A 25756-nucleotide genomic window follows, 5' to 3' on the forward strand; every position below is an offset into this window, starting at 1 on the left:
CAACAGGACATCTGTCCATCATCTGGCCGATGAATCGACAAAAGGCCAACCGCGACAGCGCGGAGTACCGTGCTTTGCTTCTGCTCACGCCACGCAGCAAGCTAGGTCGGTGCGGATCGATCGGCTCGGTGACCTGGGTGATGCCCCCGGGGTGCTTCGGACTGTCGCGGCCGCCGCCGCCCGCGCCGGCCTGCCGCCACCCGCAGCGCTGATCGGTGAGTGGTTCGGATCGCGCGCGATCATCGCGCCATCGGTCAATGCGGCCGCGGTGAGCACCGACTCCGCCTTTCCGTGGACGTCTGGCAACGTCGACTCTGCAGCCGTCGGCGGGGGCTGGTTCGGGTACCTCTGCTATCCGGATCCAGGCGCCGACGGTGCCCCGCCCCGTATCCCGGTGGCCGCCGGCGGCTGGTCGGACTGCGTGCTGCGCCAGGATGGCGAGGGCATCTGGTGGTTCGAGAGTCTCAGTGGCGCAGCGCTTCCCGCATGGTTCGGCACTCTCGGGCCGGCCGCGTCGGGCAGCTACACCCTGGCATGGACGCCGCCTGATCGCGAGGATCACCGCCGCGGAGTGCTGGCCTGCCTGGACGCCATCGCGGCCGGCGAGGTGTACCAGGCCTGCGTGTGCACCCGATTCACCGGGCGGATCGAGGGAGAACCGATCGACTTCTTCACCGACGCGGTGGCCCGCACCGCCCCGGCACGGGCTGCGTACCTGGCCGGCGATTGGGGCGCGGTGGCCTCACTGTCCCCGGAGCTGTTCTTGCGCCGCGCCGGCACAGCGGTGGCGTCCAGCCCCATCAAGGGCACATTGCCCAGCTCGGCGGATCCGGCCGGCCTGTTGGCGTCGGTCAAGGATGTCGCGGAGAACGTGATGATCGTCGACCTGGTGCGTAACGACCTGGGCCGGGTGGCGACGACGGGCAGCGTGACGGTGCCCGAGCTGCTCACGGTGCGTCCCGCACCGGGCGTGTGGCATCTGGTCTCGACGGTCACCGCCGAGGTGCCCGATGACCTGCCGACGGCCGCGCTGCTCGACGCGACCTTCCCGCCCGCATCGGTGACCGGCACCCCCAAGCGCCGGGCCAGGCAACTGCTACGTCAGTGGGAGCCCACACGGCGCGGAGTGTATTGCGGCACAATCGGTTTGGCGTCGCCCGTGGCGGGCTGCGAGCTCAACGTGGCGATCCGCACCGTGGAGTTCGGCGCCGACGGGTCGGCAGTCCTCGGTGTGGGCGGCGGCATCACCGCCGATTCCGACGTCGACGCCGAATGGGAGGAGTGCCTGCACAAAGCATCGAGCATTGTGGCCTCGTCCGAACCTCAGCCCCGGGCGCGCAGCACGGCGTCGTAGAGCTCACGCCGCGACGGCGCCCCCGGATGCGCGGCGATCACCTGGGCGCAGGCGTCCTTGACCCGGGCTCCGTCGGCCACCAGCTCTTCGACCTCGGCGACGAGGTCCGGCAGTTCGACGGTCGGGGTGCCCCCGGCGAGCACCACGGTGATCTCCCCCAGCACACCGTCGGCGGCCCACTCGGCCAGCTCGGCCAGGCTGCCGCGGCGGATCTCCTCGTGCGTCTTGGTGAGCTCACGGCAGACCACGGCGCGCCGGGCGGGTCCCAGCACCTCGACGGCGTCGCGCAGCGTCTCGGCCAGCCGGCGCGGCGACTCGAAGAACACCGTGGTGCGTGGCTCCGCGGTCAGGGTCTGCAGCCAGGCCAGCCGGGCGGCATGTTTGCGCGGGGCGAAGCCCTCGAAGCAGAACCGGTCCGAGGCCAGGCCGGAGACGGCCAGGGCCGTGGTGACCGCCGACGGGCCCGGCAGACACGTCACCGGCAGATCCGCCTCCGCGCAGGCCGCCACCAGGCGGTAGCCGGGGTCATTGATCAAGGGCATGCCGGCGTCGCTGACCACCAGCACCGTCGCACCCGCGGCGATCTCGTCGACCAGACCGGGCACACGGCTGGCCTCGTTCTGGTCGAAGAAACTCATGATCCGGCCGGTCGGTTGCACGCCGAGCGACTGGGCCAACGCGCGTACCCGGCGGGTGTCCTCGGCCGCCACGATGTCGGCCGCGGTGAGTGCCTCGATGAGACGCGCAGAGGCATCCGAGGGCCGACCCAACGGCGTGGCGCCGATCAGTAGTTTGCCGGGTGTCACGACCGACAGCCTACGATCGCTTGCGTGACCGCCCCTGCCACCGAATCGCCGACGGCTGGTCGCTCGGTCCCGTTGATCAGCCCCGCGCCGCTGATCCCGGCCTCCGATTTCGGCCCGACGGACCGGCTGCAGGGCTGGGCCATGACGGCCATCATCACGGCATTGGCCGCGATCAGCCGGTTCCTGAACCTGGGTTCCCCGACCGATGCCGGCACGCCGGTGTTCGACGAGAAGCACTACGCGCCGCAGGCCTGGCAGCTGCTGCACAACCACGGCGTCGAGGACAACCCCGGCTACGGGCTGGTGGTCCACCCGCCGGTGGGCAAGCAGCTCATCGCGATCGGCGAGGCACTGTTCGGCTACAACGGGCTGGGCTGGCGTTTCTCCGGGGCGCTGTGCGGCGTGCTGATCGTGATGCTGGTGGTGCGGATCGCCCGCCGGATCAGCCGGTCCACCCTGGTCGGCGGAATCGCCGGGCTGCTGCTGATCGCCGACGGCGTCAGCTTCGTCTCGGCCCGCACGGCCCTGCTCGACGTGTTCCTGGTGACCTTCGTGGTGGCGGCCTTCGCGTGCTTGATGGTGGACCGCGACGACGTCCGCCGGCGCATGCACAACGTGTTCATGGAGGGGCGGATCGCCGAGACGCCCTGGGGTCCGCGGCTGGGCGTGCGCTGGTGGCGGTTCGGCGCGGGCGTGCTGCTCGGTCTGGCCTGCGCGACGAAGTGGTCCGGCCTGTACTTCGTGGTGTTCTTCGGGGTGATGACGCTCGTGCTCGATGCGGTGGCACGCAAGCAGTACCACGCGCCGCAGCCGTGGCGGGGCATGCTGCGCCGGGATGTGGGGCCTGCGGTGTACGCCCTCGGGCTGATCCCGTTCGCGGTGTACCTGGCGTCCTACGCCCCGTGGTTCGCCTCCGAGACGGGGGTGGACCGGCACGAGGTCGGCCAGTCCATCGGCGAGAACAGCATCATCCCGCTGCCCGATGCCGTGCGCTCGCTCTGGCACTACACCTATGCGGCCTACCGCTTCCATTCCGGGCTGACCAACGCCGACGGCAATCACCACCCGTGGGAATCCAAACCGTGGACCTGGCCGATGTCGCTGCGGCCGGTGCTCTATGCGATCGACAACCAGGACGTGGCCGGCTGCGGTGCCCAGTCCTGCGTCAAAGCCGTGATGCTGGTGGGCACTCCGGCGATGTGGTTCATCGCGGTGCCGGTGCTCGGCTGGGCCCTGTGGCGGGCCGTGGTGCGCCGGGACTGGCGCTACGGCGTGGTGCTGGTGGGTTATTCGGCCGGCTTCCTGCCGTGGTTCGCCGACATCGACCGGCAGATGTACTTCTTCTACGCCACGGTGATGGCGCCGTTCCTGGTGCTGGCGATCGCGCTGATCCTCGGCGACATCCTGTACCAACCCCGGCAGAACCCCGAACGCCGAACATTGGGGCTGCTGGCGGTGTGCTTCTACGTGGCACTGGTGATCGCGAACTTCGCGTGGCTCTACCCGATTCTGACGGGCATCCCGATCTCCCAGTCGACCTGGAATCTGGAGATCTGGCTGCCGTCGTGGCGGTGAGATTGCGCACAGGGTCGTGCGTTTCGGTTATCCACAGCCCAGAGCGCAATCTCATCATCGACGGCGCTTCTTGTCGGACACGCATCCCAACATCACGGCATGCGAGAGGTCTTCATCGGCAGCGAAGCGCTCAAGCGTGGCGCGCTGACGCGTAGTCATCTGCGGTGGAATTACCGGGCGATATTTCCCGACGTGTACGTCCCGAAGTCGGCGAGGCTGTCGCTGCGGCACAGAATCATCGGGGCCTGGCTGTGGTCAGGCCGCAACGGGGTGATGGCCGGACGCGCGGCGGCAGCTCTGCATGGAGCACTGTGGGTTCCCAACACCACTCCGATCGAGATGATCTGGCGCAACGGCCGCCCACCGGATGGCATCGTCGTCCGGAATGAGCGGATAGAGGCCGACGAGATCACCGTCACAGCCGGCCTTCCGGTGACGACGCCGCCTCGGACGGCACTGGACCTGGCTCGACATCTGCACCGGGACCTGGCCGTTCAAAGCCTCGACGCGCTCGCGCGGGCCACTGACGTCAAGGCCGCCGATGCCCTTCACCTCGGCGATCGCCTCCCGAGAGCCCGTGGTCTACGTCGAGCAGAGATCGCCCTGGACCTGATGGACTCCGGTGCACAATCACCGCAAGAATCGTGGCTTCGTCTCGTACTCATCGATGGCGGTCTACCGCGCCCGCGCACCCAGATCCGGGTGACCGACGGCTTCAACGAGGCATTCATCGACATGGGCTACGACGACGCCATGGTGGGCCTCGACTACGACGGCAAACACCACGCCACCGACCGTCCGCGATATGTGCATGACATCGGCCGCAACGAGCTGATCGCGCGGCAGAAGTGGATCGACATCCACGTGGTGGTCGAGCACAGCACGGCCTTCATCCTGCATCGTGCCCGCGAGGCGTTGAGATTGCGCACAGGGTCGTGAAATCGCCCGACCCACAGCCCTGTACGCAATCTCAACGAAACGGCGCGGCCGGCGCGGCGGGCACGGCCGGCGGAAAGACTTACACCGGGTCCCGCGCCGCCGGGCAGGACATGCACCGTGGCCCGCCTCGGCCGGTACCCAGCTCCGACGCCTCGATCGACAGCACTTCGATCCCCGAATCGGCCAGCCGCGCATTGGTTTCCGAATTGCGTTCGTAGGCCACCACCACACCGGGCGCCAGGGCCAGGGTGTTGTTGCCGTCATCCCATTGCTCACGCTCGGCGGTCACCGGGTCGAGCCCGGTGTCGATCACCCGCAACCGTTCGATGCCCATCGCGTCGGCGGCGGCCTGCACGAACGGCGCCTCGTCGTCGATGCGGATCTCACCTTCCGTGCGGTGAATAGTGAACGCCGACAACGAGTCCACGATGTTGGGGTACATCACCACCGCGTCGACGTCGACCATCGTGCACACGGTGTCCAGGTGCATCTGGGCACGCTCCTGGCGGATCGGCACCGCGAGCACGGTGTGGGCCAGATCGTCGTCGAACAGGCTGCGCGCCAAGGCTTCGGCACCGGCCGGCGTCGTGCGCTCCCCCACCCCGACGGCCACCACGCCGGGCGCGAGCAGCAGCACATCACCGCCCTCGACGGGCGCCGACCGAGATTCGTAGGCCCGCCGCACGCCGAGGAACCGCGGATGGTGGGCGTAGATGAGGTCGGTCAGCGACGTCTCGCGCACTCGTGCGGGCAGGGCCAGCGACGTGATGGCCACGCGCGGCCCGATCCAGAACGACGAGTCGCGGGTGAACAACAGATTGGGCAGCGGGTCGATGACGAAATCCCCGCCGTGGTGCATGAGCCGGACCAGTGACAGCTCGGCGCCGTGAAAGGGCACCTCGTTGAAGGTCATCCCGGCCATCAGGATGTGCGCGAGATCCACCGGCGGCAGTGTGCGCAGGTACGCCGAAAGCTCGTGGGCCAGAGGCGCACCGAGACGACGCGCGTCGACGGCCGCGGAGATGCCGTGCATGCGAGCGGCACCGCTGTGGGCCAGCGCCTCGGTCAGCAGATCGGCGAGCAGCAGCACCTCCACCCCGCGGGCGCGCAACAGGGCGGCGAAGGCGTCGTGCTCGCGTTGCGCCTTGGCCACCCACGGCAGGCCATCGAACAGCAAGGCATCGTTGTTGCGCGGGGTCAGCCGCTGCAGCTCCGGTCCCGGCCGGTGCAGAATCACGGCGCGCAGTGTGCCGACCTCTGAGTTGGAACCGAACGCCCCAGTTTCCACCCCATGACGTTAACTCAACTATGGTTGAGGTGTATGGAGACGCACGAGCTGAGCCCTGGTGAGATGTCGCTGCGCAGCGGCGTGGCGGTGTCGGCCCTGCACTTCTACGAGCGCGAAGGGCTCATCGTCAGCCGCCGCACCTCGGGCAATCAGCGCCGCTATGCGCGGGAGACGCTGCGCCGAGTGGCGTTCATCCGGATGTCGCAGCGGCTGGGTATCCCGCTCGCCCGGATTCGTGAGGCGCTGGCCACGCTGCCCTCCGACCGGATTCCGACCAGCAAGGACTGGGCCAAACTGTCGGCCGGGTGGCGTCAAGACCTCGATGACCGCATCCTGCATCTACAACGCTTGCGCGACAACCTGACCGGTTGCATCGGGTGCGGCTGCCTGAGCCTGAAAACCTGCCAGTTGACCAACCCCGGCGACGTCCTCGCCGAGCAGGGGCCGGGGGCCTCCCGCCTCTAACGCAATCGAACGCTTGTGCGATACACTCGCGCGCATGGAGCTGGCGTTGCAAGGCTCACTCTTCGAGCACGCTGAACGTCGTCGACTCGGCAACGACGCCTGGGTCGAGCTGCGCTCGGGCTGGTTGCCCGACGCCGACTCGTTGTTCGAAGAGTTGATGGACACGATTCCGTGGCGTTCCGAAGAGCGTGAGATGTACGACCGGGTGGTCGCCGTGCCGCGCCTGGTGAGTTTTCACCACCTGCTCAACGAGCCGGTGCCGCATCCCCGGCTCAAACAGATCCGCCGCAGGCTCAACGACACCTATGGCGGCGAGCTCGGCGAGCCCTTCACCACGGCAGGCCTGTGCCTCTACCGCGACGGCAACGACAGTGTCGCCTGGCACGGCGACACGATCGGCCGTAGCCGCACCCAGGACACCATGGTGGCCATCGTCGGGCTCGGCGCCACAAGGGTTTTCGCGCTCCGCCCGCGCGGCGGCGGTCACGCGCTGCGGCTGCAGCACCGGCATGGGGATCTGCTGGTGATGGGCGGCTCGTGCCAGCGCACCTGGGAGCATTCGATCCCGAAGACCACCAGTCTGGTCGGCCCGCGGATCAGCATCCAGTTCCGCCCGCACGACGTGCGCTGAGAAGCTAGCCTCTTACGCTGGCCACCGCGGTGGTGAGCAACTCCCTGGCCCGCTTGTCGTCCACCTTCGCGACCGGCTTGCCCGGCACCACCAACGGGTTGGCCGTCACGATCACCATGAACGTGTCGAAGCTGGCGACGAAGTTGTACAACTCCCCGGTGCGCGGCTGCCCGCCCACCACGGTCTGGACGATCCGATGCGTTCCGGTCGTCCGCGCGCCCTCGATCTGCGGCGCCTCCACCACGTCCACCTGCCCGCGCACGCCCGGGCCCAGGAATTTCACCTGTTTACACGCATCACCCGGGTCGTTCAGCGGGATCGATTCGGACGTCTCGACGGCCATCACGATGAACCGGTTACCCGCACCCTCGGCCGAGGTGGCGGCCATGTTCCCCTTCAGGCCCTCCGGCAAGGACTGCCCTTCGGCGAACTTCGCGCAGTCGGCGGGCTCGATCTTCACTCCGGGCGGCATCTTTTGCGGCGCCAGCATTTTCGGGTCGATGCCGCTCGGGGCGACATCGGTCACCTTGAACTCCGGCCCGAAGCTGGAACGCACCTTGCTGACGTTGGCGATGTCCGCGGTAGCGGACTCCGCCTGGTCCGATTGACCGCATGCGACCAATCCGGCGGTGCAGGCGAGAACGCCCGCGGTGGCGAGTAAGACGTTGCGGTTCCACATCGCTGGTTAACATACCTGGGGCCCGCCGACTTACCCGGCAGGCCGGGCTCAGCCGCGTAACGCCGAAACCGTTTTCACCAGCAGGTCGGCGGTGAAGGCAGAATCGAGCGCCGGCTCGGGCGACCCGGGATCGGTGATGACGGTGATGAACACGTGGTATCCGCCGGANCGACGCCGGCGCGGGGTCCGGTGCCGGTCGCGGCCCGCAGGCCGCCGTGCACACGAGAACCGTCGCGACGGCGAAAAGACGCACGGCGTGTTGATACCACAGCCCAGATTTGCTGTCGAGGACGGGCACCGGCCCGCCTGTCAACGCATTTTTCGGCGCGAACGGCGCGACAAGTGTTGCGATACAGCGGAATTTAATCGCCGCCGAGCTGGTTGCCACAGTTGGAACGCCGGAGAGCACAAGGGGTGGGGCAGGTGCACGGATTGACGGGGGCGATGTTGACCGGAGGTGCGTTGTCGGCGCTCACTCTCGGTTTCCCCGCCGTGGCGCCGGCGGCGCCGTCAGGGATCGGATCAGCGCAGGACGCGGTGAACGAGCTGGAGAATCAGGGCTTCGCCGTCGTGATCTACCGGGCCGGCACGAAACCGCTGGATCGCTGCACCATCGCATCGGTGCGCCCGGCACAGGCCCCCGATCGGACGGTGCACCTCTCCGCGAACTGCTGACGACCGACATTCGTGTGGTTCGGCAATGCGCCGATCACTTCACTCCGCAAGAGAGTGCCTTCTGGAACTGCATGTTCATCCGTCGGTCGACCGCAATGACCGATATCGTGCAAACCAGTTGCGCCTCGCCGGGGCGTCCCACCGATTGGAGACCCATGACCATCTCCCTGAGGGCCGGCGGATTCGCCGCCGTCGCCGTGGCACTGGGGGTCATGCTCGCCGGCTGCGGCGGAAAGACCGTCGAGGGCACGGCAACCGAAGCTCCCGGCGCGGCCGAGAGCAGCGAGCCCAACGCCGCACCGAGCAAGACCGACGAGCCGAGCACCCCGGCATCCGGAAAGCACTACACCATCGTCGACTACATCCGTGACAACGGCATCACCGAGACCCCGGTGCACCGCGGCGATCCGGGCACCCCGAGCCTGGACCTGCCGGTTCCTCCCGGCTGGGCGGACGCCACCGATTCGGCACCGGAATGGGCCTGGGGCGCAATCGTTTCCACCGATCCACAATATGCCGAAGATCCGCCGTCGATCATCGCGCTGATGTCCAAGCTGACCGGCGACGTGGACCCGGCCAAGATCCTGGAGTACGCGCCGAACGAGATCAGGAACCTGCCGGGTTACGAGAATCAGGGCGACGGCTCCGCCGACGAGCTGAGCGGGTTCGAGGCATTCCAGATCGGTGGCACCTACGTCAAGGACGGCGCGACGCGGTTGATCGCGCAGAAGACCGTGGTGATTCCCGGCGCCGACGGGCTGTTCGTCTTGCAGCTCAACGCCGATGGCACCGAGGATCAGATGGGTGTACTGATGGACGCCACGTCGGTCATCGACGAGCAGACGGTCATCACCCCGTAGCCGGCTGCCGCGAGTAGGCCGACGCCGCGGCCACCTGCTCGGCTGTCGGCCGCACACCGGTGTAACGCTCGAACTGCTCGGCGGCCTGCAGGGCGATCACCTCCGCGCCGGTGATGACCGGCAGGCCGGCGGCCCTGGCCGCGGTGATCAGCGGGGTTTCGGCCGGCATGGCCACGACGTCCATCACCGCGGCGGCCGCCTCGACAGTCGGAGGTTCGAACGCGCTGTGGTGTTCGTCGGGCCCGCCGGCCATCCCGATCGGGGTGACGTTGACCAGGATGGGCGCGGTGAGCGTTCCGACCTCCGGCGCATAGCCGTAGCCCAGCCGGTCGGCCAATGCGCGCCCGGTTTCGGGATTGCGGGCGACGATGGTCCCGTCGCGAAAGCCCTTGTCCCGCAATGCGGCACCAACGGCATTGGCCATGCCGCCGCTGCCACGCAGCAGTACCGGACCCTCGCAGTCCAGCTGCTCGACGAGTTGTTGCACGGCCAGATAGTCGGTGTTGGACGCGACAAGCCGACCGCCCGGCTCCGACAGGTCGTTGACGATGGTGTTGACCGCGTCGATCGCCCTGGCCGACGGTTCGACCTCGTCGACGAGGGACATGACGGCCTTCTTGAACGGCATCGACACCGAACAACCCCGGATACCCAACGCCCGCACGCCACCGATCGCCGCCGCGATATCCGTTGTGGTGAAGGCCTTGTAGAGGAAATCCAGGCCCAGCTCCTCGTAGAGATAGTTGTGGAACCGGGTGCCGATGTTGCTCGGCCGAGCGGCCAGCGAGATGCAGACCGTGGTGTCCTTGGTCAATGGCGGCCTCCGGCCACCGGCGGTCAGCGGCGGCAGACTCACTGGCTCACCGCCCGGATCACTTGTCGGGTCGCATCTTTGATGCGCGCGGTCAGCTCAGGCGCCAGCGCCAGCGTGCTGTCGGCGGGCACCGGCACCTCGGTGATGACGACGCCGAGATCCTCACGTTGCCACACCGCCCCGAGCCGGTCCATGATCCTCCGCATGGCGTAGTTGTCACTCAACACCCGCGCGGTAAAACGCTCGATGCCAAGGTAATTCGCCGATACCACCAAGGCGTCCATCAGAAAGGTGCCGATGCCGCGGCCCTGATAGTCGTCACCGACGGTGAAGGCCACCTCCGCCGTCGTGGCATCGTGACCCTCGCGGACGACTCGGGCATCGGCGACCACCGGCCCCAAGGCACCCTCGGTCATCACCCAGACGAAGTGATCGGCGTAGTCGACCTCGAAGAGGTACTCGAGCAGGGCCTTGGTGGGCTTGCGTACGGATTGGAAACGCCGGTAGAGGGTTTCGCTGGAGAATTCGACGGGCCCGTTCATGGTGCGCTCGACATCGCCGGGCAGGACGGGTCGCAGATAGAACCAGTCGTCGTTGCGCACCTGCACCGGGATGGGAGTGATGAAGGCCGCCAACCGCTGCCGGGCGATGCGCACCAGCCGGTCGAACATCCCGGGTAGGTGCAGGATGACCTCGAAGGCCTGGCGGTCGCCGACCCACCCTGTCACCGGCTCGACGGCCGTCACCGTGGCGGTGCGGTGGGCATCGCGCAGGAGCGCGATCTCCCCGATGATCAGGCCGGGTTCGAGATCGGCCACCACGGCCTGGCCGTCAGGCCCGTCATGGACCACCTGCGTCTTGCCCGAGGCGATCAGCATGAACGTCAGCGCCGGGTCGCCCTGGCGGATCAGCACCTGACCCACCGCGGCGGACAGCGGCCGCAGCAGGGTGGTCAACGGCACCAGTACGGACGCCCGGCAGCCGGCGAAGAACTCCAGCGCCGCCAGGTCGTCGGCACTGATCTCGGTCAGCTCGGCCACGCCCCCAGGCTACGACGCCACCGCGGGTGCGGTCAGGGCTTGGCGAAACCCGCCTTGGCGAGCGCTTTTTGGCCGGCCTCACCGGTGACCAGGTCGACGAAGCGGTGCGCGAGCTCGGAGTGCGCCGACTGTTCGAGCACCGCGATGGGATAGGTGTTGACGGCCTGGTCAGCCTCGGGGAACGGCACGCTGGTCACCTTGTCCCCGGCGCCCGCGGCGTCGGTGACGTACACCACGCCGGCGTCGGCCTGTCCGCTGGTCACCTTGCCCAGCACATCGGTGACCGAGGTCTCCTCACTCACCGGGGACAACGTCACCCCGGTGGCCTTTTCGATCTTCTCGGTGGCACCGCCGCACGGCACCGGCGGGGCGCACACCACCACGCTGGTGCCCGGCTTGGCGAGGTCGGCAAAAGACTTGATGCCCTTGGGGTTTCCCGGCGCAACGGCGATGGTCAGAGTGTTGGTGGCGAAGTTGACCGGTCCACCTTCGACGAGGCCCGCCGCGACCGCCTTGTCCATGTTCCGGGTGTCGGCGGAGGCGAATACGTCGGCGTCGGCTCCCTGGCTCAGCTGGGTGACCAGGTCCGAGGAGCCGGCGAACGAGAACTCGACCGCCGTCCCCGGATTGTCGGTTTCGAACTGCTCGCCGATCTCGGTGAACACCGATTTCAGCGAGGCCGCGGCGAACACCGTGATCGAACCAGCAGCCGGATCCGATGGGGTGTCCGACGCGCTCGTGCAACCACTGATCAGGGCGGCCGCAGCCACCGCACAACAAGCCACCATGCTCCGAGTCATGCCCCAGAGCTTGCCGCACTCGGACTCAGAGCGAGAACCGGACGTCCGCAAGCTCGAGCGCCTTCCCTTCGAGCCGCTGGCCGAGGTAGATCTCCGCCTGCATGAGTCGCTCGCAGTACCAACGGATGTCCTCGGCATGTTCGCGGGACGCCGTGTATCGCACCGCCATGGTGGATACGTCGATACGGCGGGTGTCGCGCACCATGAGGTCCTCGGTCACGTGGAAGCCGTCGTTCTCGGCCGCGGCGATGGCATCGAGCACCTGCCCGACGGCCAGCCGGATGTCCCGGCAGCCGTTCTCGGCGATCTCGGAGGCCTCACGCTGGATGTCGCCCTGCTTGCGCACCACCATGGCGTCGGCGCTGACCCGGTCCCCCGCCGCCTCGCCTGCGGTTCCGGACCATTCGGCACCGCCGGGAGCGAAGATGTTCTGCCGATGCCATTCGAACAGTTCCTCGGACTCCGCAGCCAGTTGCCTCCAGCGCGCCGCAGCATCCGCGAGATATGTTGTGTCCCAACTTTCTAGCTGGGTACGGGTCAGCGCTCCACCTGATGGACCGGTGGCGGCTACGTCCTTCACATCAACTCCGCCAGGCCTCCAGCGGTGTGTTCGTCGGCCGCGTCATATTGCAGAGCGGCCGCTGACAGATCTCCTGCCTGCGCGCTGACGCGACTCGACTGGGTGGCTCGCACCGTGGTCACCGCGGCGTCCATCGCCGCGACTCCGGTGCAACTCGGATAGTTCCCGACGTCGGGCTCGACCAATGACGCGCCCAACTCGGCAGCGATCATCTCGCTGCTGGTGGCCCCCGCACGCAGCGCCCCCGGGTCCACTCTCAGATCGTTTGCCACAGCAATCCCCCAACTGGCCCATCTGCTCCCCTGGGCTAACCGATTTGGCTGAGGTGAGCCCAGGCGGCGGAGCAAGTATGCCACTGCCAACTGGCATCGACCAAGACCCCTTCCGACGCCTGTCGGCCACCATCCGGACATCAACCGGCCATAGTCAAGCCTCCACTGACACTGTGGACTTGGCCAGTAATCGTGCTGGCACCGTCTGAGCCGACAGGCAACGCAGCGTTTACAACGTTCTCAGATTTCGCCACGCAACGGATCGGGATCGCCCCGTTCGGTCCATCGCCGATCGACGCGGGAAGCGAATCAGACCGTCCGCGGCCGGTCAGTCCAGGGCAAACACCGCCAGGGTCGCTCCGGGGCCCGGTGATCTTGTGCGGCGCCGACACGGCGGAGGCGAGGACGCGACTCGCGCGCCGGCGAATGCCCTCCCTCCGGACCTCCGCACCGGGCTCGCGAATCTGGCAATGTCGGCGATCTTTGCCGTGCCCGCGCGAGCGCGGATGGTTTCACTCCCCCGGCGCGAGCCCTTCGGGGTGGCCGATTCCTCGGAACTCGCCACGCCACGGCCGCGATCTACGGTGGTATGGACGTCATGCCCCAGACGAATTTTTCTGACTACCGGCAACTGACCCTGACTCGCCGCGACAACGGCGTCCTGCTGATCACGCTGGACCGGCCGGAAAAGTACAACGCCGCCGATGAGGGCATGCACACCGAGCTGGCCACCATCTGGAAGGACGTCGCGGCCGATCCGCAGACCCGGGTTGCGGTGATCACCGGTGCCGGCAAGGCCTTCAGCGCCGGCGGCGATCTCGCCATGGTCGAGCGGATGGCCGGCGACTACGACCGGGTGTCCCACATGCTCACCGAGATGAGCGACCTGGTCTACAACATGGTCAATTGCGACAAGCCGATCGTGTCCGCGATCAACGGCGTCGCAGTGGGAGCCGGTGCGGTGGCCGCCCTCCTCGCAGATATCGCCATCATCGCCGAGGATGCCCGCATCGGGGACGGGCACGTGAAGCTCGGGGTGGCCGCAGGCGATCACGCCGCCATCATCTGGCCGCTGCTGGCCGGGACGGCGAAGGCCAAGTACTACTTGATGACCGGCGAGATGATCGACGGCGTCGAGGCCGAGCGGATCGGGATGGTGGCCAAAGCCCTTCCGCGCGAGGAGGTTCTGGATGAGGCGCTACGTATCGCCGACAACCTGGCGACCGGGGCACAGCAGGCGATCCGGCTGACGAAACGCGCGTTGAACAACTGGCTGCGCAACGCCGGCCCGATCTTCGACCAATCCGCCGCCTACGAGATGCTGACCTTCCTGGGGCCCGACGTGGTGGAGGGGTACACCGCGCTGCGCGAAAAGCGCACGCCGCGTTTCCCGTCCGCGCAGGCCGACTGACGCTCGGGGTCCGCACCGCGGGTGGACCGGGCGGTCATGTCGGCGCGCCGATCACCGAGAGCAGCTGCAACTTCTCGTAACTCTCGCTGCCCGGCGCCGCGGTGTAGACCAGAAGGGAGTGGGACTGCTCGGGGTCCAGCAGGATCTGGCAGTTGAGTTCCAGGCTCCCCACCTCCGGGTGCTGATAGCGCTTGATCTGTCGCGGCCTGATACCGACCTCGTGTTGGTCCCACAGGAGCCTGAACTCTCGGCTTTCGGCGGCCAGCAGGTCGGCGTATCGAGCGGCCTTGGAGTCCGGGCCACGCAGCGCGAGCACTCCTCGAAGCCCGGAAACGTACATCCGCGAATAGAACTCGTGGTCTTCGCGCGGGTAGATGTTCCGCGCCGCGGGGTCGGTGAACCAGCGGTACCCGATGCTGCGCGCCGGGCCGGTGTATCGGCACAGGTCTCCGACGAGCGCGACACCGAGTGGGGTCTGCCGCAGCGTCTCCCCCAACTCGGTGACGATCTCGGCCGGGGTGTCGGTGAGCCGGTCGAAGATTCGCAGCATTCCGGGGCTGACGTGGTCGCTGCTCGAGCCCCGTACCGGCGGTTGATGCCCGGCCAAGCGGAACAGGTGGTCACGCTCGTCGAGAGACAAGTGCAACCCTTGGGCGATCGATGCGATCATCTGTTCAGAAGGGTGCGGACCGCGTTCCTGTTCGAGCCGCGAGTAGTAGTCGGTCGACATGTGGCACAACGCGGCGACTTCCTCGCGCCGCAGTCCGCTCGTTCGGCGACGTTGTCCGCGCGGCAGTCCGACGTCCTCGGGCTGTAAGGCCCCGCGACGGCGGGCGAGGAATTCCGCCAGGCCGGCTCGATCGATCATGCCCGCCATTTTCTCCCGGGCCGGATCGCTCAGCCACGGATCGTCAGACCGTGGATACGACGCAGCCAGGTGGGCACGCTCGAACACATGGCACATGATGACGACATCACGATCGACGACCTGTCCGGACGCCGGGCGGTGGTGACCGGCGCGAGCGACGGCATCGGACTCGGTATCGCGACACGGCTCGCCGGTGCCGGCGCCGAAGTGGTCATGCCGGTCCGGAACCCGAGCAAGGGCCAGGCGGCCGTCGCCAAGATCCGCGAGCAGCATCCGCACGCGAAGCTGGTGCTGGAGGAACTCGATCTGTCCTCGCTGGCCTCGGTGGCAGCGCTCGGTCAGAAACTGTGCGCCGAGGGCGCTCCCATTCACGTGCTGGTCAACAACGCCGGGGTGATGACCCCGCCTGACCGGCAGACCAGCAACGACGGGTTCGAGCTGCAGTTCGGCACGAACCATCTGGGCCACTTCGCGCTCACCGCCCAGCTGCTGCCTCTGCTGCGGGCCGGCCGCGCGCGCGTGACGTCTCAGACCAGCGTCGCCGCCCGCAGCGGCGCCATCAACTGGAACGACCTGAGCTGGGAGCACAGCTACGACGGCATGGCCGCTTACCGGCAGTCCAAGATTGCGACTGGTCTGTTCGGCCTTGAGCTCAGCCGTCGCAGCATGGCCGCGGGCTGGGGAATCACCAGCAATATCTCGCATCCCGGCGTCGCACCCACCAGCCTGCTGGCGGCGCGCCCGGAAGTCGGACGGGCCAGCGACACCGTGGGCGTGCGCCTGATCCGCTGGTTCTCCGCGCGGGGCCTCATCGTGGGAACCGTGGACAGCGCGCAACTGCCCGCAGTGCTGGCCGCGACGTCGGCCCAGGCCCGGGACGGCGCGTTCTACGGGCCGCAGTGGCCGGGGCATCTCGGCGGACCGCCCGGGGAGCAGAAACTCTGGAAACCGCTGCGCGACAACGACAACGCGGCGCGCCTGTGGACGGTGTCCGAGGAACTCACGGGTGTCACCTTCCCGTGAAGCCGCGCACTAGGACGAAGCGATCCGCCCGCGGGCCAGCTGTGCCGCACCATTGCCGGTGATCAACCAGAGGGTGGCGAGTTGGGCGATGAACTCGTCGATGGACAAATCGACGCCTCCGTTGACGAATTCGAGGATGGCGTCGGCGGTGCCGCCGACGATGAACGCCGGTGCCACCTTGGCCAGCGGGTCCTTCTCCAACTCGACGCCGTGCACCGCGCGTCCGTGATCGATGAGTACGGCGGTGAGCCGGTGCATGACCGTGGTGCGGTGCGCATGCAGCTCCGGTGAGGCCGCGACGCCACCGAGCAGCACGCGTGCGCGCCGCGGGTCGTCGACGAGGACCCGGACCGCGGCCGCCACACTGGCCATGGCCCGGGCCTCCAACGGCTCCTGGGCCGTCGCCTCCGCGGCGGCGACGGTCGCGCTGCGCACATCCTCGGCGATGGCATCGACCACGGCGGCGGACAGCGCGTCCAGATCGGTGAAGCTCTCGTAGAAGTAGCGCTTGTTGAGAGCGGCGGCCGCACAGAGCTTCTCGACGGTGGCGCCCCGCCATTCGTTGCGCGCCATCGCATCCATGGCGGCATCGAGCAGACGCACGCGCCGCTGCCGCCGGCGCGCGTCCGCCGATTGTCCGCCATAGGTGCGATCGGTCGTTGACACCACCGGCACATTCTGGCACGGTTTCGTACCAGATGGTTACCAGGAGGGCACCATGACACTCTGTTCGCCCGCGAACACGCACCGCCTCCAAGCCTTCGGCGCCGCTGTCACCTCCCGGTTTCCCAGCGGGGAGCGTCCCCTGGCCACACCACCACCGGGATCGGATCTGAAGCCCGTCATGGGCAACTACGGCTTTCCGTTCCTCGGCCATGTGCTGAGCTCACTGGCCGACCCCCTGTCCTTTGCCCGCGACCGCTACGAGCGCTACGGACCGGTGTCGTGGGCCGGCGGTGTCGGTTTCCGTGTCGTCGGCCTGATGGGCCCCGACGCCCTGGAAACCGCGTGGATCAACAAGGACAAGGTGTTCTCCAGCACGCGGGGCTGGGCACCGGTCATCGGACCGTTCTTCCACCGCGGAATCATGTTGTTGGACTTCGAGGAACACCGTGACCACCGCCGCATCATGCAGCAGGCCTTCACCCGCAGTGCGCTGGACGGTTACCTCGAGCTGATGCGGCCCAGCATCGACCGCACCTTGCGCAATTGGCCATCGACACAGGGCTTTCCCTTCTACCCGTCGATCAAGCACCTGCTGCTCGAACAGGCCGCCGAGGTGTTCGTCGGAACGCACCTCGGACCCGAGTCCGATCAGCTGTCGGCCGATTTCCACGCCACCGTCCGCGGCGGGCAGGCGCTGGTGCGGGCCGACGTGCGCGGCGGCGTGTGGGCCAGAGGCTTGCGCGCCCGGGAGCGGTTGGAACGCTATTTCGCCGACCAGGTTCCCGACCGCGTGCGCGGCGAGGGCACCGACCTGTTCTCGATGCTGTGCCGCAGCGAGGACGAAGACGGCGCGCGGTTCACCCCGGCCGACATCGTCAACCACATGATCTTCCTGCTGATGGCCGCCCACGACACCACCGCCATCGCCCTGTCCATGCTGACCTATGAGCTGGGCCGAAACCGACAGTGGCAGGACGTGCTTCGCGATGAGGCCGTCAGCCGGCCGAATGACACCCCCACGGTGCTCGACCTGGACGCCTACCCCTTACTGGACGCCGCCTTCAAAGAGATCCTGCGGATGTACGCGCCGGCCGGGGCGCTGTTCCGCCAAACCGTCCGCGACACCGAGATCCTCGGCCACTTCGTCCCACGCAAGACCCAGGTGGCCATCAATGTCTATGCCTCCATGCGGCTTTCCGACTGGTGGCCCGACCCGGACACGTTCAATCCCGAGCGCTTCGTGAACAACGCCGCCACCCGCGACGCGGTCAGCCGCTACGTGTTCGCGCCCTTCGGCGGCGGGGCGCACAAATGCATCGGCCGGCAGTTCGCCGACATGACGGTCAAGACCACCATGCACCAGATGCTGCGCCGCTTCGAGTGGAGCGTGCCGCACGACTATCGCCCACAGCTGACCTGGGGCACCGGGCCGATGCCGGCCGATGACCTGCCGATCACGCTCCGGCGGATCCAAACAGAAACGCGGCCCAGGATGTCTCCCGAACCGCGTTGACCGAGAAAACTGATGGAGCTAAGGGGAATCGAACCCCTGACCTTCTCGATGCGGACAAGACGACTTGGGCATTTACGGCTGCTGACCGCGTACTGAGATGGAGGTCATGAGATGCGGGCTTCGACCGGCGTTCACTAGCCAGAGCTGTTCATTAATATTGAACACTCAGCAGTCCTGAACGCGATTACGCCATCAACTGGTCGAACGCTGCGTTAACGATCAAGCGTCGATCTCGGTCCTTGACCGGCCATCCAGGCGCTCCCACGGCAAAGTAGTGCGCAAGCAGATCACGATCCGCGCTGCCGATACGGTCCGCCAAGAAGGTCCGCTCTCCTGAGCTCAGGCCGTTCGCCATATCCCGTCCTAGCAGTGCCGCCGCAGCCAACCGCAGATCGAAATCATGGAGGTCCATTGCCCAGACGTTTTCTTCTGCGTATAGGCGGTCGACATCTTCGGTGTACCAGTGCGCCACGAGGGCGAGGTCAGCCGCGTCCTTGTACTCGTTCCTAACCAAGCGATCCAGCCACGCATGTGTTTTGAGTACCGCGTACCCCTCCGGCATCGGAATCCTGATGCGCACTCCTTCACTCAACGAAAGTGAATCCGCGCGCTCATATACGTCACGGAAGCCGTGCACGTTCAATGCGTGCTTTCCCGGGGGCCTACTCGAGATCCCCGGCGGAGCTTCAACGTTCCCGAAGGGAACAACATCCGTGGGAATACCTGCGATGAGGAATCGATGCCCTGAGTGGCCCGCCGACGAAAATGTGTCCTGCACCCGTACGAATTGATCCCAGTCTTGGAGCGCAACGGCGACATCTGTGTCGTTAGTACTTCGCTGAGACACATCGCATCCGAAAGCCCAGCTCAGAAGATCCCGACTCCGTGCCCCGACCAGCAGGATCTGATCCGGCGGGACGATCTCGGATAGCTCGGCAACAACGGGTTCAACCTCAGCGAAGAAACTCCGGTCAGAGCTCGACCAATCCCTCATTGTTCCTTCTCATTTCATCGGCGACTTCCAACTGCCGCGATTCGCGGGACGCCAGTAAGTCGGCGTAGACCAACTGAACCGGTGCGGTGTTAGGTTGACCAGTCGGATGAAGATCACGCCAAAACAGATCGCGAACAACGATGTTGCCGTGCGGGTCGTTGTGCCAACGGTTCATCAACATCAAGCTGCGTAGCAGCCGCTTATCTCGCCCACCGTCGATATACAGAACCAACGATTCTGGATTCCTGATCAGTCTCGGCACCGCGCACTCACCGCTCACTGCGAAATCTACTTCCACTGGCGTAGCCCAGTGATAGACATCACCGCGCACCACCGCCAGCCTGTTAGCCCGGCCGAGACCAGCTGGATAAGCGGACGCCCAGAGGTCGAGAAGCTCGCCTTGGCGGATAAGGCGTCGGCGCGAACCGAGTTGCTCGACAAACCCGATATGTTCCAACGCGTCTATCGCATCCTTCGCCATGCCAAGCGACACTCCCGATCTCTCGGCGATCTCGCGCAATGGCGCGTCAGCAAGCGCTGGCTCATACAACAAGACGAGGACCACCTGAGCACGTTTTGGTGTGAACGGATTTGCGGGACTGGACTTGTCGCGCGCACCTGAGTGCACCGATACGTGCCCTCGTTGCCCACGAACGTCTATCAATAGGCCATGTCCACGTAGGTAGGCATTGCCGACCTCGTCGATGAACCAGATACCGCGCGTCCGCATGGTGTCCGCGCTCGACGCATGGATCCGCGAACCGACAACGAATAAGGGGACATCTAGCGGAATGGAGTGTGCAGCTCTCAGGGCAGCAGTTGCCGACATCTCTGGCATATACAAGGCAGCCGTGTCGACAATCTGGCCTCCTACCTCCAATGCCAACGGCACCGGATCCGACCAGTTCAACTGGGATACATCTCCGTGCGGCTGGATCCCGTATTTCGCGAGTTGGTGCTCAATCTCTGCGGCAACCGACGCAGGGATAGTTTCCATATGTTCATCCTAATGGCGCGTTCAACAATGCTGAACATGTTCAAAAACTGAACACCCCGGCGTCCATCCCAAAGCCTCCTGAGCCAGGTCAACTGGCCGAATCGTCCAGCGAGAGACACAACGCTGGCCGTTCGAGGCGGCTGCCGATTGGTCAACTGGGAACCCGCCATCCCATCGCCGAAGGCCGGGCGCGTGAACAAAAGCCACCGCGCAAGCGACCGATAAAAGCCGAGAACGCTAGTGTCCGCGCAGTTGGCCAGAACGCTGAGAGTGAACACCTTGGCGAAGAAGAGCCCTGGTAGCGAGAACAAGTCGCGGACCGCCTGGGCGCGGCAATCCGCCGCTTTTGCGGGTGGCCTCGGAAGCCGAGCGGGGCAATGCCCGCTGATCTGCCCAAACTTGGTGGAGCTAAGGGGAATCGAACCCCTGACCTTCTCGATGCGAACGAGACGCGCTACCAACTGCGCTATAGCCCCTGATACCGGAAGCAAAGGCTACCAGTCGCCGGCCCGGAACCGGAAACCGGCCGCTCTACTGCCCGGCGGCACGCGGTAGATCGTATTCGCGGGCCATCGATGTGTAGGCCAGATGCTCGAAGATGGGGTCCTCGTCGTCGATGTCGAGCACCACCGCGCCGGGCCGGCGCAGGCGGGCGGGCACCACGTCGAGCTTGTGGTCGTCGGTGCTCTCCACCCCCAGCCGCGAGCGCGCCATCCGTTGTGCGCGACGTCGCCGCAGCTGCTCCTCGATACGCGTCTGACGGCGCAGGTAGGCCAGGTAGAGCACGGTCAGGGTGGCGGCGCCGCCACACACCCACCAGGCCGATGGCGTCACCAGGAAGGCGGCGCCTGCCGAGAACAGCATGGTGGCGGCCAGCACCGCGAGCACGCGCTTGCGGAACCGGAACTTGCGGGCACTGATCTCCGCGGCCTTCTTCGATTCGAACCGGCGTTGCCGGGTCGCGCTCAACGAGGCGACGGGCGCCTCGGCCCGCTCCTCGTCAGACGGTTCGTCTTCGGCTTCGGGTTCCAGACCCGACGAGTCGGCGACGTACTCGTACTCGTCATCGGAAAGATCCTCGGGATCCTCGCCCTCGTCGAGATCGACTGCGATCCGCTCGGTTTGGGCCTCCGACTCGGTGAGGTCGACGGGATCCTCGACCGCGACCGGTTCCGGTTCGGGAGCCGGCTCGGGTTCCGGCTCGACCTCGGCCTCTGGCTCAACCGCGGCCTCGGGCTCGGTCTCGAATTCCAGCTCGAGCTCGGGCTCGTCGAGTTCCTCGGGCTCGGCGGGCGCTTCTTCAGCCTCGGGCTCCATCGCACCGACCGGCAGCGCACCGGAATCCTCGTCGACGATGTCGACGTCGAGGTAGTCGGGTTCGGGGGTCTCGACGACGGCGGCCGCGACGACGACGGTGCGTTGCACGCGCACCTCGACCGGCGGCTCCTCCTCTTCGAACTCGTCATCGAGGTCGTCGTCGAGATGGTCAGCCGGGGGCTGCCAGTGTGGATCGCTGTGATGCCCGGCCGCCGGGCCACGTCGTAGCCGTTGCGCGTTGCGGCCGCTGTTGAGCACTCGAGTCGCCAGGGCGACGTCGCTGGTACGACGCACCGAGTCGCGCTTGCTGATCAACATCGGAACCAGCACGAAAAGCCAGAGAACGACGAGGGAAATCCACAGTAGTGACTGGGGGATGCTTGGCATGACGCCTGCTCCTTTCCCCTTCAGGCTAGGTCTGTGACCAGCGCATCCATGGGCGGCGCGCCGACACAATTACACACCTGTAATTCGATCGATACAAGCACCAACAGTCACACAAGTCACATTGGTAACAGCTGACGGGGCCGGTTTCGCTGAGATTGCTTCCAGGGCTGTCGATCCGGCGAAATCACGACCGCAGGCTCAATCTCAACGCGGCGCGTCGCGCGGACGGCCGAAGTTCAGCACCAACTGGCCCGCCCGGCCGAAACCAGGGCCTGGGCCGCCGAATGCGTCAATTCTTCCAACGTGATCGCCACCAGAAGGTGGTCGCGCCAGGCGCCGTCCACCTCGAGATAGCGGCGCAGCAGCCCCTCCTCACGGAAGCCCACGCGCTCCAGCACGGCCCGGCTCGCGGCATTCTCCGGCCGCACCGTCGCCTCCACCCGGTGCAGCTGCACCCCAGCGAAGCAGTGGTCGAGCCCCAGCGCCAGGGCCGCGGTCGCGACTCCCCCGCCGGTCTTGTCACTGGCCACCCAATAGCCGATCCAGGCCGACCGCAGAGCGCCGTGAGTGACGTTGCCGATGGTGAGCTGGCCGGCGAACTGCCCGTCGAGTTCGATCACGTACGGCAGCATGCGGCCGCGCCGGGCCTCGCTGCGCAGACCCGAACAGATCGCGGGCCAGGACGAAACAGCATGGCGGACACGCCAATCCACGCCGCTGACCGGCTCCCACGGCTCCAAGTGCGCCTGGTCGGCCAACCGGATCCGGCTCCACACCGCGGCGTCGCGCAGCCGCACCGGACGCAGCCGCACCACCCCGGCCTGCACCCGCAACGGCCCGATCGGACCGGGCCAACCCGGGTGAAAAGCACTGGACCGCAGCAGGCTCATCCACACATTCGTTTCGTCAGACCGTCATTCATCGAATGAAGTCTTATCAGCCGCGCTGGGCCAGGAATGCCACATCCACGGTTTCGCCGGTGCGAACCTCTTCGACCTCGCTGGGAATCACCACGAGACAGTTGGCCTCGGCCAGCGTCGCCAACAGATGGGTGGACGCTCCCGGTGCTCCGCCGAGGGCCTGCACCAGGTACTCGCCGGTGTCCTGATCACGCATCAACTGCCCGCGCAGGTATCCGGTGCGGCCGGCCACCGAGCTGATCGGCGCCAAGGTGCGGGCCTGGACCACGCGCCGCATCGGCTGACGCTTGCCCAGGGACAGCCGGATCAACGGGCGCACCATCACCTCGAACACCACCAGCGCGCTCACCGGGTTGGCGGGCAACAGGAAGACCGGGACGCGGTCGCGGCCGAGCTGACCGAAACCCTGCACCGAGCCGGGGTGCATCGCGATGCGGGCCACCTCCATCTCGCCGAGTTCGGCGAGCACGTTGCGCACCGAATCGGCGGCGGCGCCGCCCACGGCACCGGCGATCACCACGATCTCGTTGCGATTAACTTGGCCCTCAACGGTTTCCCGCAGTTCACGTGGGTCGGTGCTGATGATGCCGACCCGATTGACCTCGGCACCCGCGTCGCGCCCGGCCGCGGCCAGCGCGTAGGAGTTCACGTCGTACACCTGCCCGGTCCCCGGGGTGCGGGAGACGTCGACGAGCTCACCGCCCACGCACATCACCGACAGCCGGGGCCGGGGGTGCACCAGCACGCGGTCGCGGCCGACCGCAGCCAACAACCCAACCTGCGCCGGGCCGATGATGGTGCCTGCCCGCACCGCGACGTCACCGGGCTGGACGTCGTCGCCGGTGCGCCGGACGTAGGCACCCGAGCGCACGCTGCGCAGGATCCGCACCCGGTTCTGGCCGCCGTCGGTCCACCGCAACGGCAGCACCGCGTCGGCCAGGGTCGGCATCGGCGCGCCGGTCTGGACGCGTGCGGCCTGCCGGGGCTGCAGTCGACTGGGCGTGCGGGCCCCGGCCTCGATCGAGCCCATCACCGGCAGGCTGATCTCACCGGCGCCGTCGCCCACCGACAGCACGTCGACGCTGCGCACCGCGTAACCGTCGATGGCGGCCTGATCGAACCCCGGCATCGGCCGCTCGGTGACGACCTCCTCGGCGCACATCAGACCCTGTGACTCGGCGATGGCCACCCGCACCGGCCGGGGCGCTACCGCGGCAGCCGCTACCCGAGCCTGCTGTTCCTCCACCGAACGCACAACACGCCTTCCTGTCTACGGGCCCCGGCCGCCGGACAACGCCCGGCGTACCACCCGACGCGTTGCTAGCCGTCCTGTCCGGTCAGGCCCAATCGTTCGACCAACCACCGCCGCAATTCGGGGCCGTAGTCGTCACGTTCCAACGCAAAGTCAACCGCAGCCTTCAGGTAGCCGCCGGGATTTCCCAGGTCGTGTCGGGCACCGCGGTGCACGACCACATGGACCGGATGGCCCTCTTCGATCAGCAACGCGATGGCGTCGGTGAGCTGGATCTCCCCGCCCACGCCGCGCGAAACCCGCCGCAGCGCATCGAAAATCGCCCGGTCCAACAGGTAGCGGCCGGCCGCGGCGTACGGCGACGGCGCATCCTCGGCCTTGGGCTTCTCCACCATGCCGTTGACCCGCAGCACGTTCGGGTTGGCGGCATCGGGCACGGTCTCGACATCGAACACGCCGTAGGCGCTGATCTTGTCCTCGGGGACCTCGATGGCGCACAGCACGGTGCCGCCACGCTTGGCCCGCACCTTCGACATGGTTTCCAACACACCCGTGGGCAGCACCAGATCGTCGGGCAGCAGCACCGCAATCGCGTCCTCGTCGGGCGACAGGGCGCTCTCGACGCAGCCGATCGCGTGCCCGAGGCCCAGCGGTTCGGCCTGCACCACGGATTCGACCTTGATCAAAGCGGGCGCCCGGCGCACCTTCTCCAGCATGGTCTTCTTGCCGCGGGCCTCCAGCGTGCCCTCGAGCACCAGGTCCTCGACGAAGTGCGCGACGACACCGTCTTTGCCCTCGGAGGTGATGATGATCAGCCGCTCGGCGCCGGCCTCGGCGGCCTCGGCCGCGACCAGCTCGATGCCAGGGGTGTCGACCACGGGCAGCAGTTCCTTGGGGACCGTCTTGGTCGCCGGCAGGAAGCGCGTGCCCAGACCGGCCGCGGGGACCACGGCCGTATAGGGAATCGGCACTTCAGGCGCCTTGGGAGAGGTGCTCATCGTTCACACACTAACGCCCGTTCTGAAATGGTGGAGGGCGTGACCCCGCCGACCAAGACTGAGTTGCGAGATGGCGTTCTACGTGCAAGGCGGGCGGTGCCGGCAGACCGGCGCGCCTCCGAGGCGCAGGCGCTCTGCCGGTGGCTGCCGTCCCTGGTACGCAGCGGACAGACGGTGTGCGCCTATGTTCCGGTGGGCTCCGAACCCGGGTCGCAGGCGCTGTTGGACACCCTGCTGGAACTCGGTGTGCGGGTACTGCTTCCGGTGGCCCGCAATGACCAGGACGGCCGTGGACTGCCGATGGAGTGGGGCCCGTATGAGCCCGGCACATTGGTGGCGGCACAGTTCGGTCTGCGCGAGCCGCCGGCACCGTGGTTGCCCGCCGGCCGCATCGCGGATGCCGAGGTGATCCTGGTGCCCGCCCTGGCCGTCGACCGGACCGGGACCCGGCTGGGCCGGGGCGCCGGTTTCTACGACCGCAGCCTGATCTACGCGGCGCCGCACGCGCGGCTGGTCGCGGTGGTCCGTGACGACGAATTGGTCGACGAGCTCCCCGCCGATCCGCACGACGTGCGGATGACGCATGCGCTGACGCCGTCGGGCGGAATCGTGACGTTACAGCGCTGAGCTGG

Annotated in this window: 27 protein-coding genes, 1 tRNA gene and 1 pseudogene; 11 read left to right on the plus strand and 18 right to left on the minus strand. The window is 67.2% G+C overall.

Annotated features, from left to right (window positions below; genetic code table 11):
- Positions 1 to 109: 109 nt before the first annotated feature.
- The gene (locus BN4332_RS14570; protein WP_066899090.1) at positions 110 to 1354 is read left to right on the plus strand and encodes an aminodeoxychorismate synthase component I; all 1245 of its coding nucleotides are present in this window, start codon (positions 110 to 112) and stop codon (positions 1352 to 1354) included.
- Here BN4332_RS14570 and rsmI read toward each other — a convergent pair.
- The gene (gene rsmI / locus BN4332_RS14575; protein ID WP_066899091.1) at positions 1324 to 2160 is read right to left on the minus strand and encodes a 16S rRNA (cytidine(1402)-2'-O)-methyltransferase; all 837 of its coding nucleotides are present in this window, start codon (positions 2158 to 2160) and stop codon (positions 1324 to 1326) included. The two genes, BN4332_RS14570 and rsmI, sit on opposite strands and share 31 nt — an antisense overlap.
- Before the next feature lie 24 nt (positions 2161 to 2184).
- Here rsmI and BN4332_RS14580 point away from each other — a divergent pair, with 24 nt between their 5' ends.
- Together BN4332_RS14580 and BN4332_RS14585 are read left to right on the plus strand one after the other, a co-directional pair.
- A complete protein-coding gene (locus BN4332_RS14580) occupies positions 2185 to 3735 on the plus strand; it encodes a dolichyl-phosphate-mannose--protein mannosyltransferase (RefSeq protein ID WP_066899092.1) in 1551 nt (516 codons plus the stop codon).
- Between the two features lie 99 nt (positions 3736 to 3834).
- Entirely contained in the window at positions 3835 to 4674 is an 840-nt protein-coding gene (locus BN4332_RS14585) for a type IV toxin-antitoxin system AbiEi family antitoxin (protein WP_066899093.1), read from the plus strand.
- A gap of 79 nt (positions 4675 to 4753) precedes the next feature.
- Here BN4332_RS14585 and arcA read toward each other — a convergent pair whose 3' ends face one another.
- Entirely contained in the window at positions 4754 to 5962 is a 1209-nt protein-coding gene (gene arcA / locus BN4332_RS14590) for an arginine deiminase (protein WP_066899094.1), read from the minus strand.
- A gap of 33 nt (positions 5963 to 5995) precedes the next feature.
- On the opposite strand from arcA, the gene soxR reads away from it, so the two are divergent.
- Complete coding sequence (soxR, locus tag BN4332_RS14595) at positions 5996 to 6427, plus strand: redox-sensitive transcriptional activator SoxR (protein WP_066899095.1); 432 nt, start codon at positions 5996 to 5998, stop codon at positions 6425 to 6427.
- Positions 6428 to 6461: 34 nt separating this feature from the next.
- On the plus strand, positions 6462 to 7058 hold the full coding sequence (locus BN4332_RS14600; protein WP_066899096.1) for an alpha-ketoglutarate-dependent dioxygenase AlkB: 597 nt from the start codon (positions 6462 to 6464) through the stop codon (positions 7056 to 7058).
- Between the two features lie 4 nt (positions 7059 to 7062).
- Here BN4332_RS14600 and BN4332_RS14605 read toward each other — a convergent pair whose 3' ends face one another.
- Both BN4332_RS14605 and BN4332_RS33245 read right to left on the minus strand, forming a co-directional pair.
- Positions 7063 to 7737: a DUF5642 family protein gene (locus BN4332_RS14605; protein WP_066899097.1), complete on the minus strand. Its 675-nt coding sequence runs from the start codon at positions 7735 to 7737 to the stop codon at positions 7063 to 7065.
- Between the two features lie 48 nt (positions 7738 to 7785).
- A pseudogene (locus BN4332_RS33245) lies at positions 7786 to 7899 on the minus strand (DUF5642 family protein); the annotation flags it as partial.
- A 261-nt stretch (positions 7900 to 8160) separates the two neighbouring features.
- Between BN4332_RS33245 and BN4332_RS14615 the strand changes: the two are divergent.
- Entirely contained in the window at positions 8161 to 8412 is a 252-nt protein-coding gene (locus BN4332_RS14615) for a hypothetical protein (RefSeq protein WP_235654097.1), read from the plus strand.
- 155 nt (positions 8413 to 8567) lie between these two features.
- The gene (lpqN, locus tag BN4332_RS14620; RefSeq protein ID WP_066899099.1) at positions 8568 to 9272 is read left to right on the plus strand and encodes an envelope biogenesis lipoprotein LpqN; all 705 of its coding nucleotides are present in this window, start codon (positions 8568 to 8570) and stop codon (positions 9270 to 9272) included.
- On the opposite strand, the gene BN4332_RS14625 is transcribed toward lpqN, so the two are convergent.
- From BN4332_RS14625 to BN4332_RS14645, 5 genes are read right to left on the minus strand one after another with little or no spacing between them, the layout of a single operon-like run.
- Positions 9262 to 10128: a shikimate 5-dehydrogenase gene (locus BN4332_RS14625; RefSeq protein ID WP_200820303.1), complete on the minus strand. Its 867-nt coding sequence runs from the start codon at positions 10126 to 10128 to the stop codon at positions 9262 to 9264. The two genes, lpqN and BN4332_RS14625, sit on opposite strands and share 11 nt — an antisense overlap.
- Positions 10125 to 11126 (minus strand): acetyltransferase Pat, encoded by a 1002-nt coding sequence (pat, locus tag BN4332_RS14630; protein WP_066899100.1) that lies wholly within the window; start codon positions 11124 to 11126, stop codon positions 10125 to 10127. The genes BN4332_RS14625 and pat overlap by 4 nt, the downstream gene beginning before the upstream one ends.
- 32 nt (positions 11127 to 11158) lie before the next feature.
- Positions 11159 to 11926: a molybdate ABC transporter substrate-binding protein gene (gene modA / locus BN4332_RS14635; RefSeq protein WP_066899101.1), complete on the minus strand. Its 768-nt coding sequence runs from the start codon at positions 11924 to 11926 to the stop codon at positions 11159 to 11161.
- Positions 11927 to 11951: 25 nt separating this feature from the next.
- Complete coding sequence (locus BN4332_RS14640; protein WP_066899102.1) at positions 11952 to 12506, minus strand: hypothetical protein; 555 nt, start codon at positions 12504 to 12506, stop codon at positions 11952 to 11954.
- A complete protein-coding gene (locus tag BN4332_RS14645; RefSeq protein WP_066899103.1) occupies positions 12503 to 12778 on the minus strand; it encodes a hypothetical protein in 276 nt (91 codons plus the stop codon). The genes BN4332_RS14640 and BN4332_RS14645 overlap by 4 nt, the downstream gene beginning before the upstream one ends.
- Before the next feature lie 598 nt (positions 12779 to 13376).
- Here BN4332_RS14645 and BN4332_RS14650 point away from each other — a divergent pair.
- Entirely contained in the window at positions 13377 to 14189 is an 813-nt protein-coding gene (locus tag BN4332_RS14650; protein WP_066899149.1) for an enoyl-CoA hydratase/isomerase family protein, read from the plus strand.
- A gap of 34 nt (positions 14190 to 14223) precedes the next feature.
- On the opposite strand, the gene BN4332_RS14655 is transcribed toward BN4332_RS14650, so the two are convergent.
- Positions 14224 to 15057 (minus strand): helix-turn-helix transcriptional regulator, encoded by an 834-nt coding sequence (locus BN4332_RS14655; protein WP_066899151.1) that lies wholly within the window; start codon positions 15055 to 15057, stop codon positions 14224 to 14226.
- An 87-nt stretch (positions 15058 to 15144) separates the two neighbouring features.
- Between BN4332_RS14655 and BN4332_RS14660 the strand changes: the two genes are divergently transcribed.
- A complete protein-coding gene (locus tag BN4332_RS14660) occupies positions 15145 to 16080 on the plus strand; it encodes an SDR family oxidoreductase (RefSeq protein WP_066899104.1) in 936 nt (311 codons plus the stop codon).
- 9 nt (positions 16081 to 16089) lie between these two features.
- On the opposite strand, the gene BN4332_RS14665 is transcribed toward BN4332_RS14660, so the two are convergent.
- Positions 16090 to 16746: a TetR/AcrR family transcriptional regulator gene (locus BN4332_RS14665; RefSeq protein ID WP_096866903.1), complete on the minus strand. Its 657-nt coding sequence runs from the start codon at positions 16744 to 16746 to the stop codon at positions 16090 to 16092.
- A gap of 52 nt (positions 16747 to 16798) precedes the next feature.
- Between BN4332_RS14665 and BN4332_RS14670 the strand changes: the two genes are divergently transcribed.
- Entirely contained in the window at positions 16799 to 18259 is a 1461-nt protein-coding gene (locus BN4332_RS14670) for a cytochrome P450 (RefSeq protein ID WP_066899153.1), read from the plus strand.
- Positions 18260 to 18443: 184 nt separating this feature from the next.
- Here the strand turns inward: BN4332_RS14670 and BN4332_RS34380 are convergent, their stop codons facing one another.
- From BN4332_RS34380 to BN4332_RS14705, 7 genes are all read right to left on the minus strand, one after another.
- The gene (locus BN4332_RS34380; protein ID WP_235654098.1) at positions 18444 to 18896 is read right to left on the minus strand and encodes a hypothetical protein; all 453 of its coding nucleotides are present in this window, start codon (positions 18894 to 18896) and stop codon (positions 18444 to 18446) included.
- 334 nt (positions 18897 to 19230) lie between these two features.
- A complete protein-coding gene (locus BN4332_RS14680) occupies positions 19231 to 20250 on the minus strand; it encodes a type IV toxin-antitoxin system AbiEi family antitoxin (RefSeq protein ID WP_066899108.1) in 1020 nt (339 codons plus the stop codon).
- Between the two features lie 400 nt (positions 20251 to 20650).
- Positions 20651 to 20726 (minus strand) — tRNA-Ala (locus BN4332_RS14685).
- A 55-nt stretch (positions 20727 to 20781) separates the two neighbouring features.
- Positions 20782 to 21954, minus strand: coding sequence for a divisome protein SepX/GlpR (gene sepX / locus BN4332_RS14690; RefSeq protein ID WP_066899110.1), 1173 nt, complete (start codon positions 21952 to 21954; stop codon positions 20782 to 20784).
- A 236-nt stretch (positions 21955 to 22190) separates the two neighbouring features.
- Positions 22191 to 22844: a GNAT family N-acetyltransferase gene (locus BN4332_RS14695; RefSeq protein ID WP_066899112.1), complete on the minus strand. Its 654-nt coding sequence runs from the start codon at positions 22842 to 22844 to the stop codon at positions 22191 to 22193.
- A gap of 46 nt (positions 22845 to 22890) precedes the next feature.
- On the minus strand, positions 22891 to 24129 hold the full coding sequence (gene glp, locus BN4332_RS14700) for a molybdotransferase-like divisome protein Glp (RefSeq protein ID WP_066899114.1): 1239 nt from the start codon (positions 24127 to 24129) through the stop codon (positions 22891 to 22893).
- A gap of 65 nt (positions 24130 to 24194) precedes the next feature.
- Positions 24195 to 25124, minus strand: a complete 930-nt coding sequence (locus BN4332_RS14705) for a UTP--glucose-1-phosphate uridylyltransferase (protein WP_066899116.1) — start codon at positions 25122 to 25124, stop codon at positions 24195 to 24197.
- 27 nt (positions 25125 to 25151) lie between these two features.
- Between BN4332_RS14705 and BN4332_RS14710 the strand changes: the two genes are divergently transcribed.
- Positions 25152 to 25751, plus strand: coding sequence for a 5-formyltetrahydrofolate cyclo-ligase (locus BN4332_RS14710; protein WP_096866905.1), 600 nt, complete (start codon positions 25152 to 25154; stop codon positions 25749 to 25751).
- The last annotated feature ends 5 nt before the right edge of the window (positions 25752 to 25756 follow it).

The organism is Mycolicibacterium houstonense (genome assembly GCF_900078665.2).
Lineage (GTDB): Bacteria > Actinomycetota > Actinomycetes > Mycobacteriales > Mycobacteriaceae > Mycobacterium > Mycobacterium houstonense.

Bases quoted from the DNA above. Each gene is read 5' to 3' on its own strand.
- lpqN (WP_066899099.1), top strand. From the start codon at position 8,568: ATGACCATCTCCCTGAGGGCCGGCGGATTCGCCGCCGTCGCCGTGGCA.
- BN4332_RS14600 (WP_066899096.1), top strand. From the start codon at position 6,462: ATGGAGCTGGCGTTGCAAGGCTCACTCTTCGAGCACGCTGAACGTCGT.
- soxR (WP_066899095.1), top strand. From the start codon at position 5,996: ATGGAGACGCACGAGCTGAGCCCTGGTGAGATGTCGCTGCGCAGCGGC.
- BN4332_RS14710 (WP_096866905.1), top strand. From the start codon at position 25,152: ATGGTGGAGGGCGTGACCCCGCCGACCAAGACTGAGTTGCGAGATGGC.
- BN4332_RS14660 (WP_066899104.1), top strand. From the start codon at position 15,145: ATGGCACATGATGACGACATCACGATCGACGACCTGTCCGGACGCCGG.
- BN4332_RS14585 (WP_066899093.1), top strand. From the start codon at position 3,835: ATGCGAGAGGTCTTCATCGGCAGCGAAGCGCTCAAGCGTGGCGCGCTG.
- BN4332_RS14650 (WP_066899149.1), top strand. From the start codon at position 13,377: ATGCCCCAGACGAATTTTTCTGACTACCGGCAACTGACCCTGACTCGC.
- modA (WP_066899101.1), bottom strand. From the start codon at position 11,926: ATGACTCGGAGCATGGTGGCTTGTTGTGCGGTGGCTGCGGCCGCCCTG.
- BN4332_RS14670 (WP_066899153.1), top strand. From the start codon at position 16,799: ATGACACTCTGTTCGCCCGCGAACACGCACCGCCTCCAAGCCTTCGGC.
- BN4332_RS14680 (WP_066899108.1), bottom strand. From the start codon at position 20,250: ATGGAAACTATCCCTGCGTCGGTTGCCGCAGAGATTGAGCACCAACTC.
- BN4332_RS14695 (WP_066899112.1), bottom strand. From the start codon at position 22,844: ATGAGCCTGCTGCGGTCCAGTGCTTTTCACCCGGGTTGGCCCGGTCCG.
- BN4332_RS14655 (WP_066899151.1), bottom strand. From the start codon at position 15,057: ATGATCGATCGAGCCGGCCTGGCGGAATTCCTCGCCCGCCGTCGCGGG.
- sepX (WP_066899110.1), bottom strand. From the start codon at position 21,954: ATGCCAAGCATCCCCCAGTCACTACTGTGGATTTCCCTCGTCGTTCTC.
- BN4332_RS14605 (WP_066899097.1), bottom strand. From the start codon at position 7,737: ATGTGGAACCGCAACGTCTTACTCGCCACCGCGGGCGTTCTCGCCTGC.
- BN4332_RS14705 (WP_066899116.1), bottom strand. From the start codon at position 25,124: ATGAGCACCTCTCCCAAGGCGCCTGAAGTGCCGATTCCCTATACGGCC.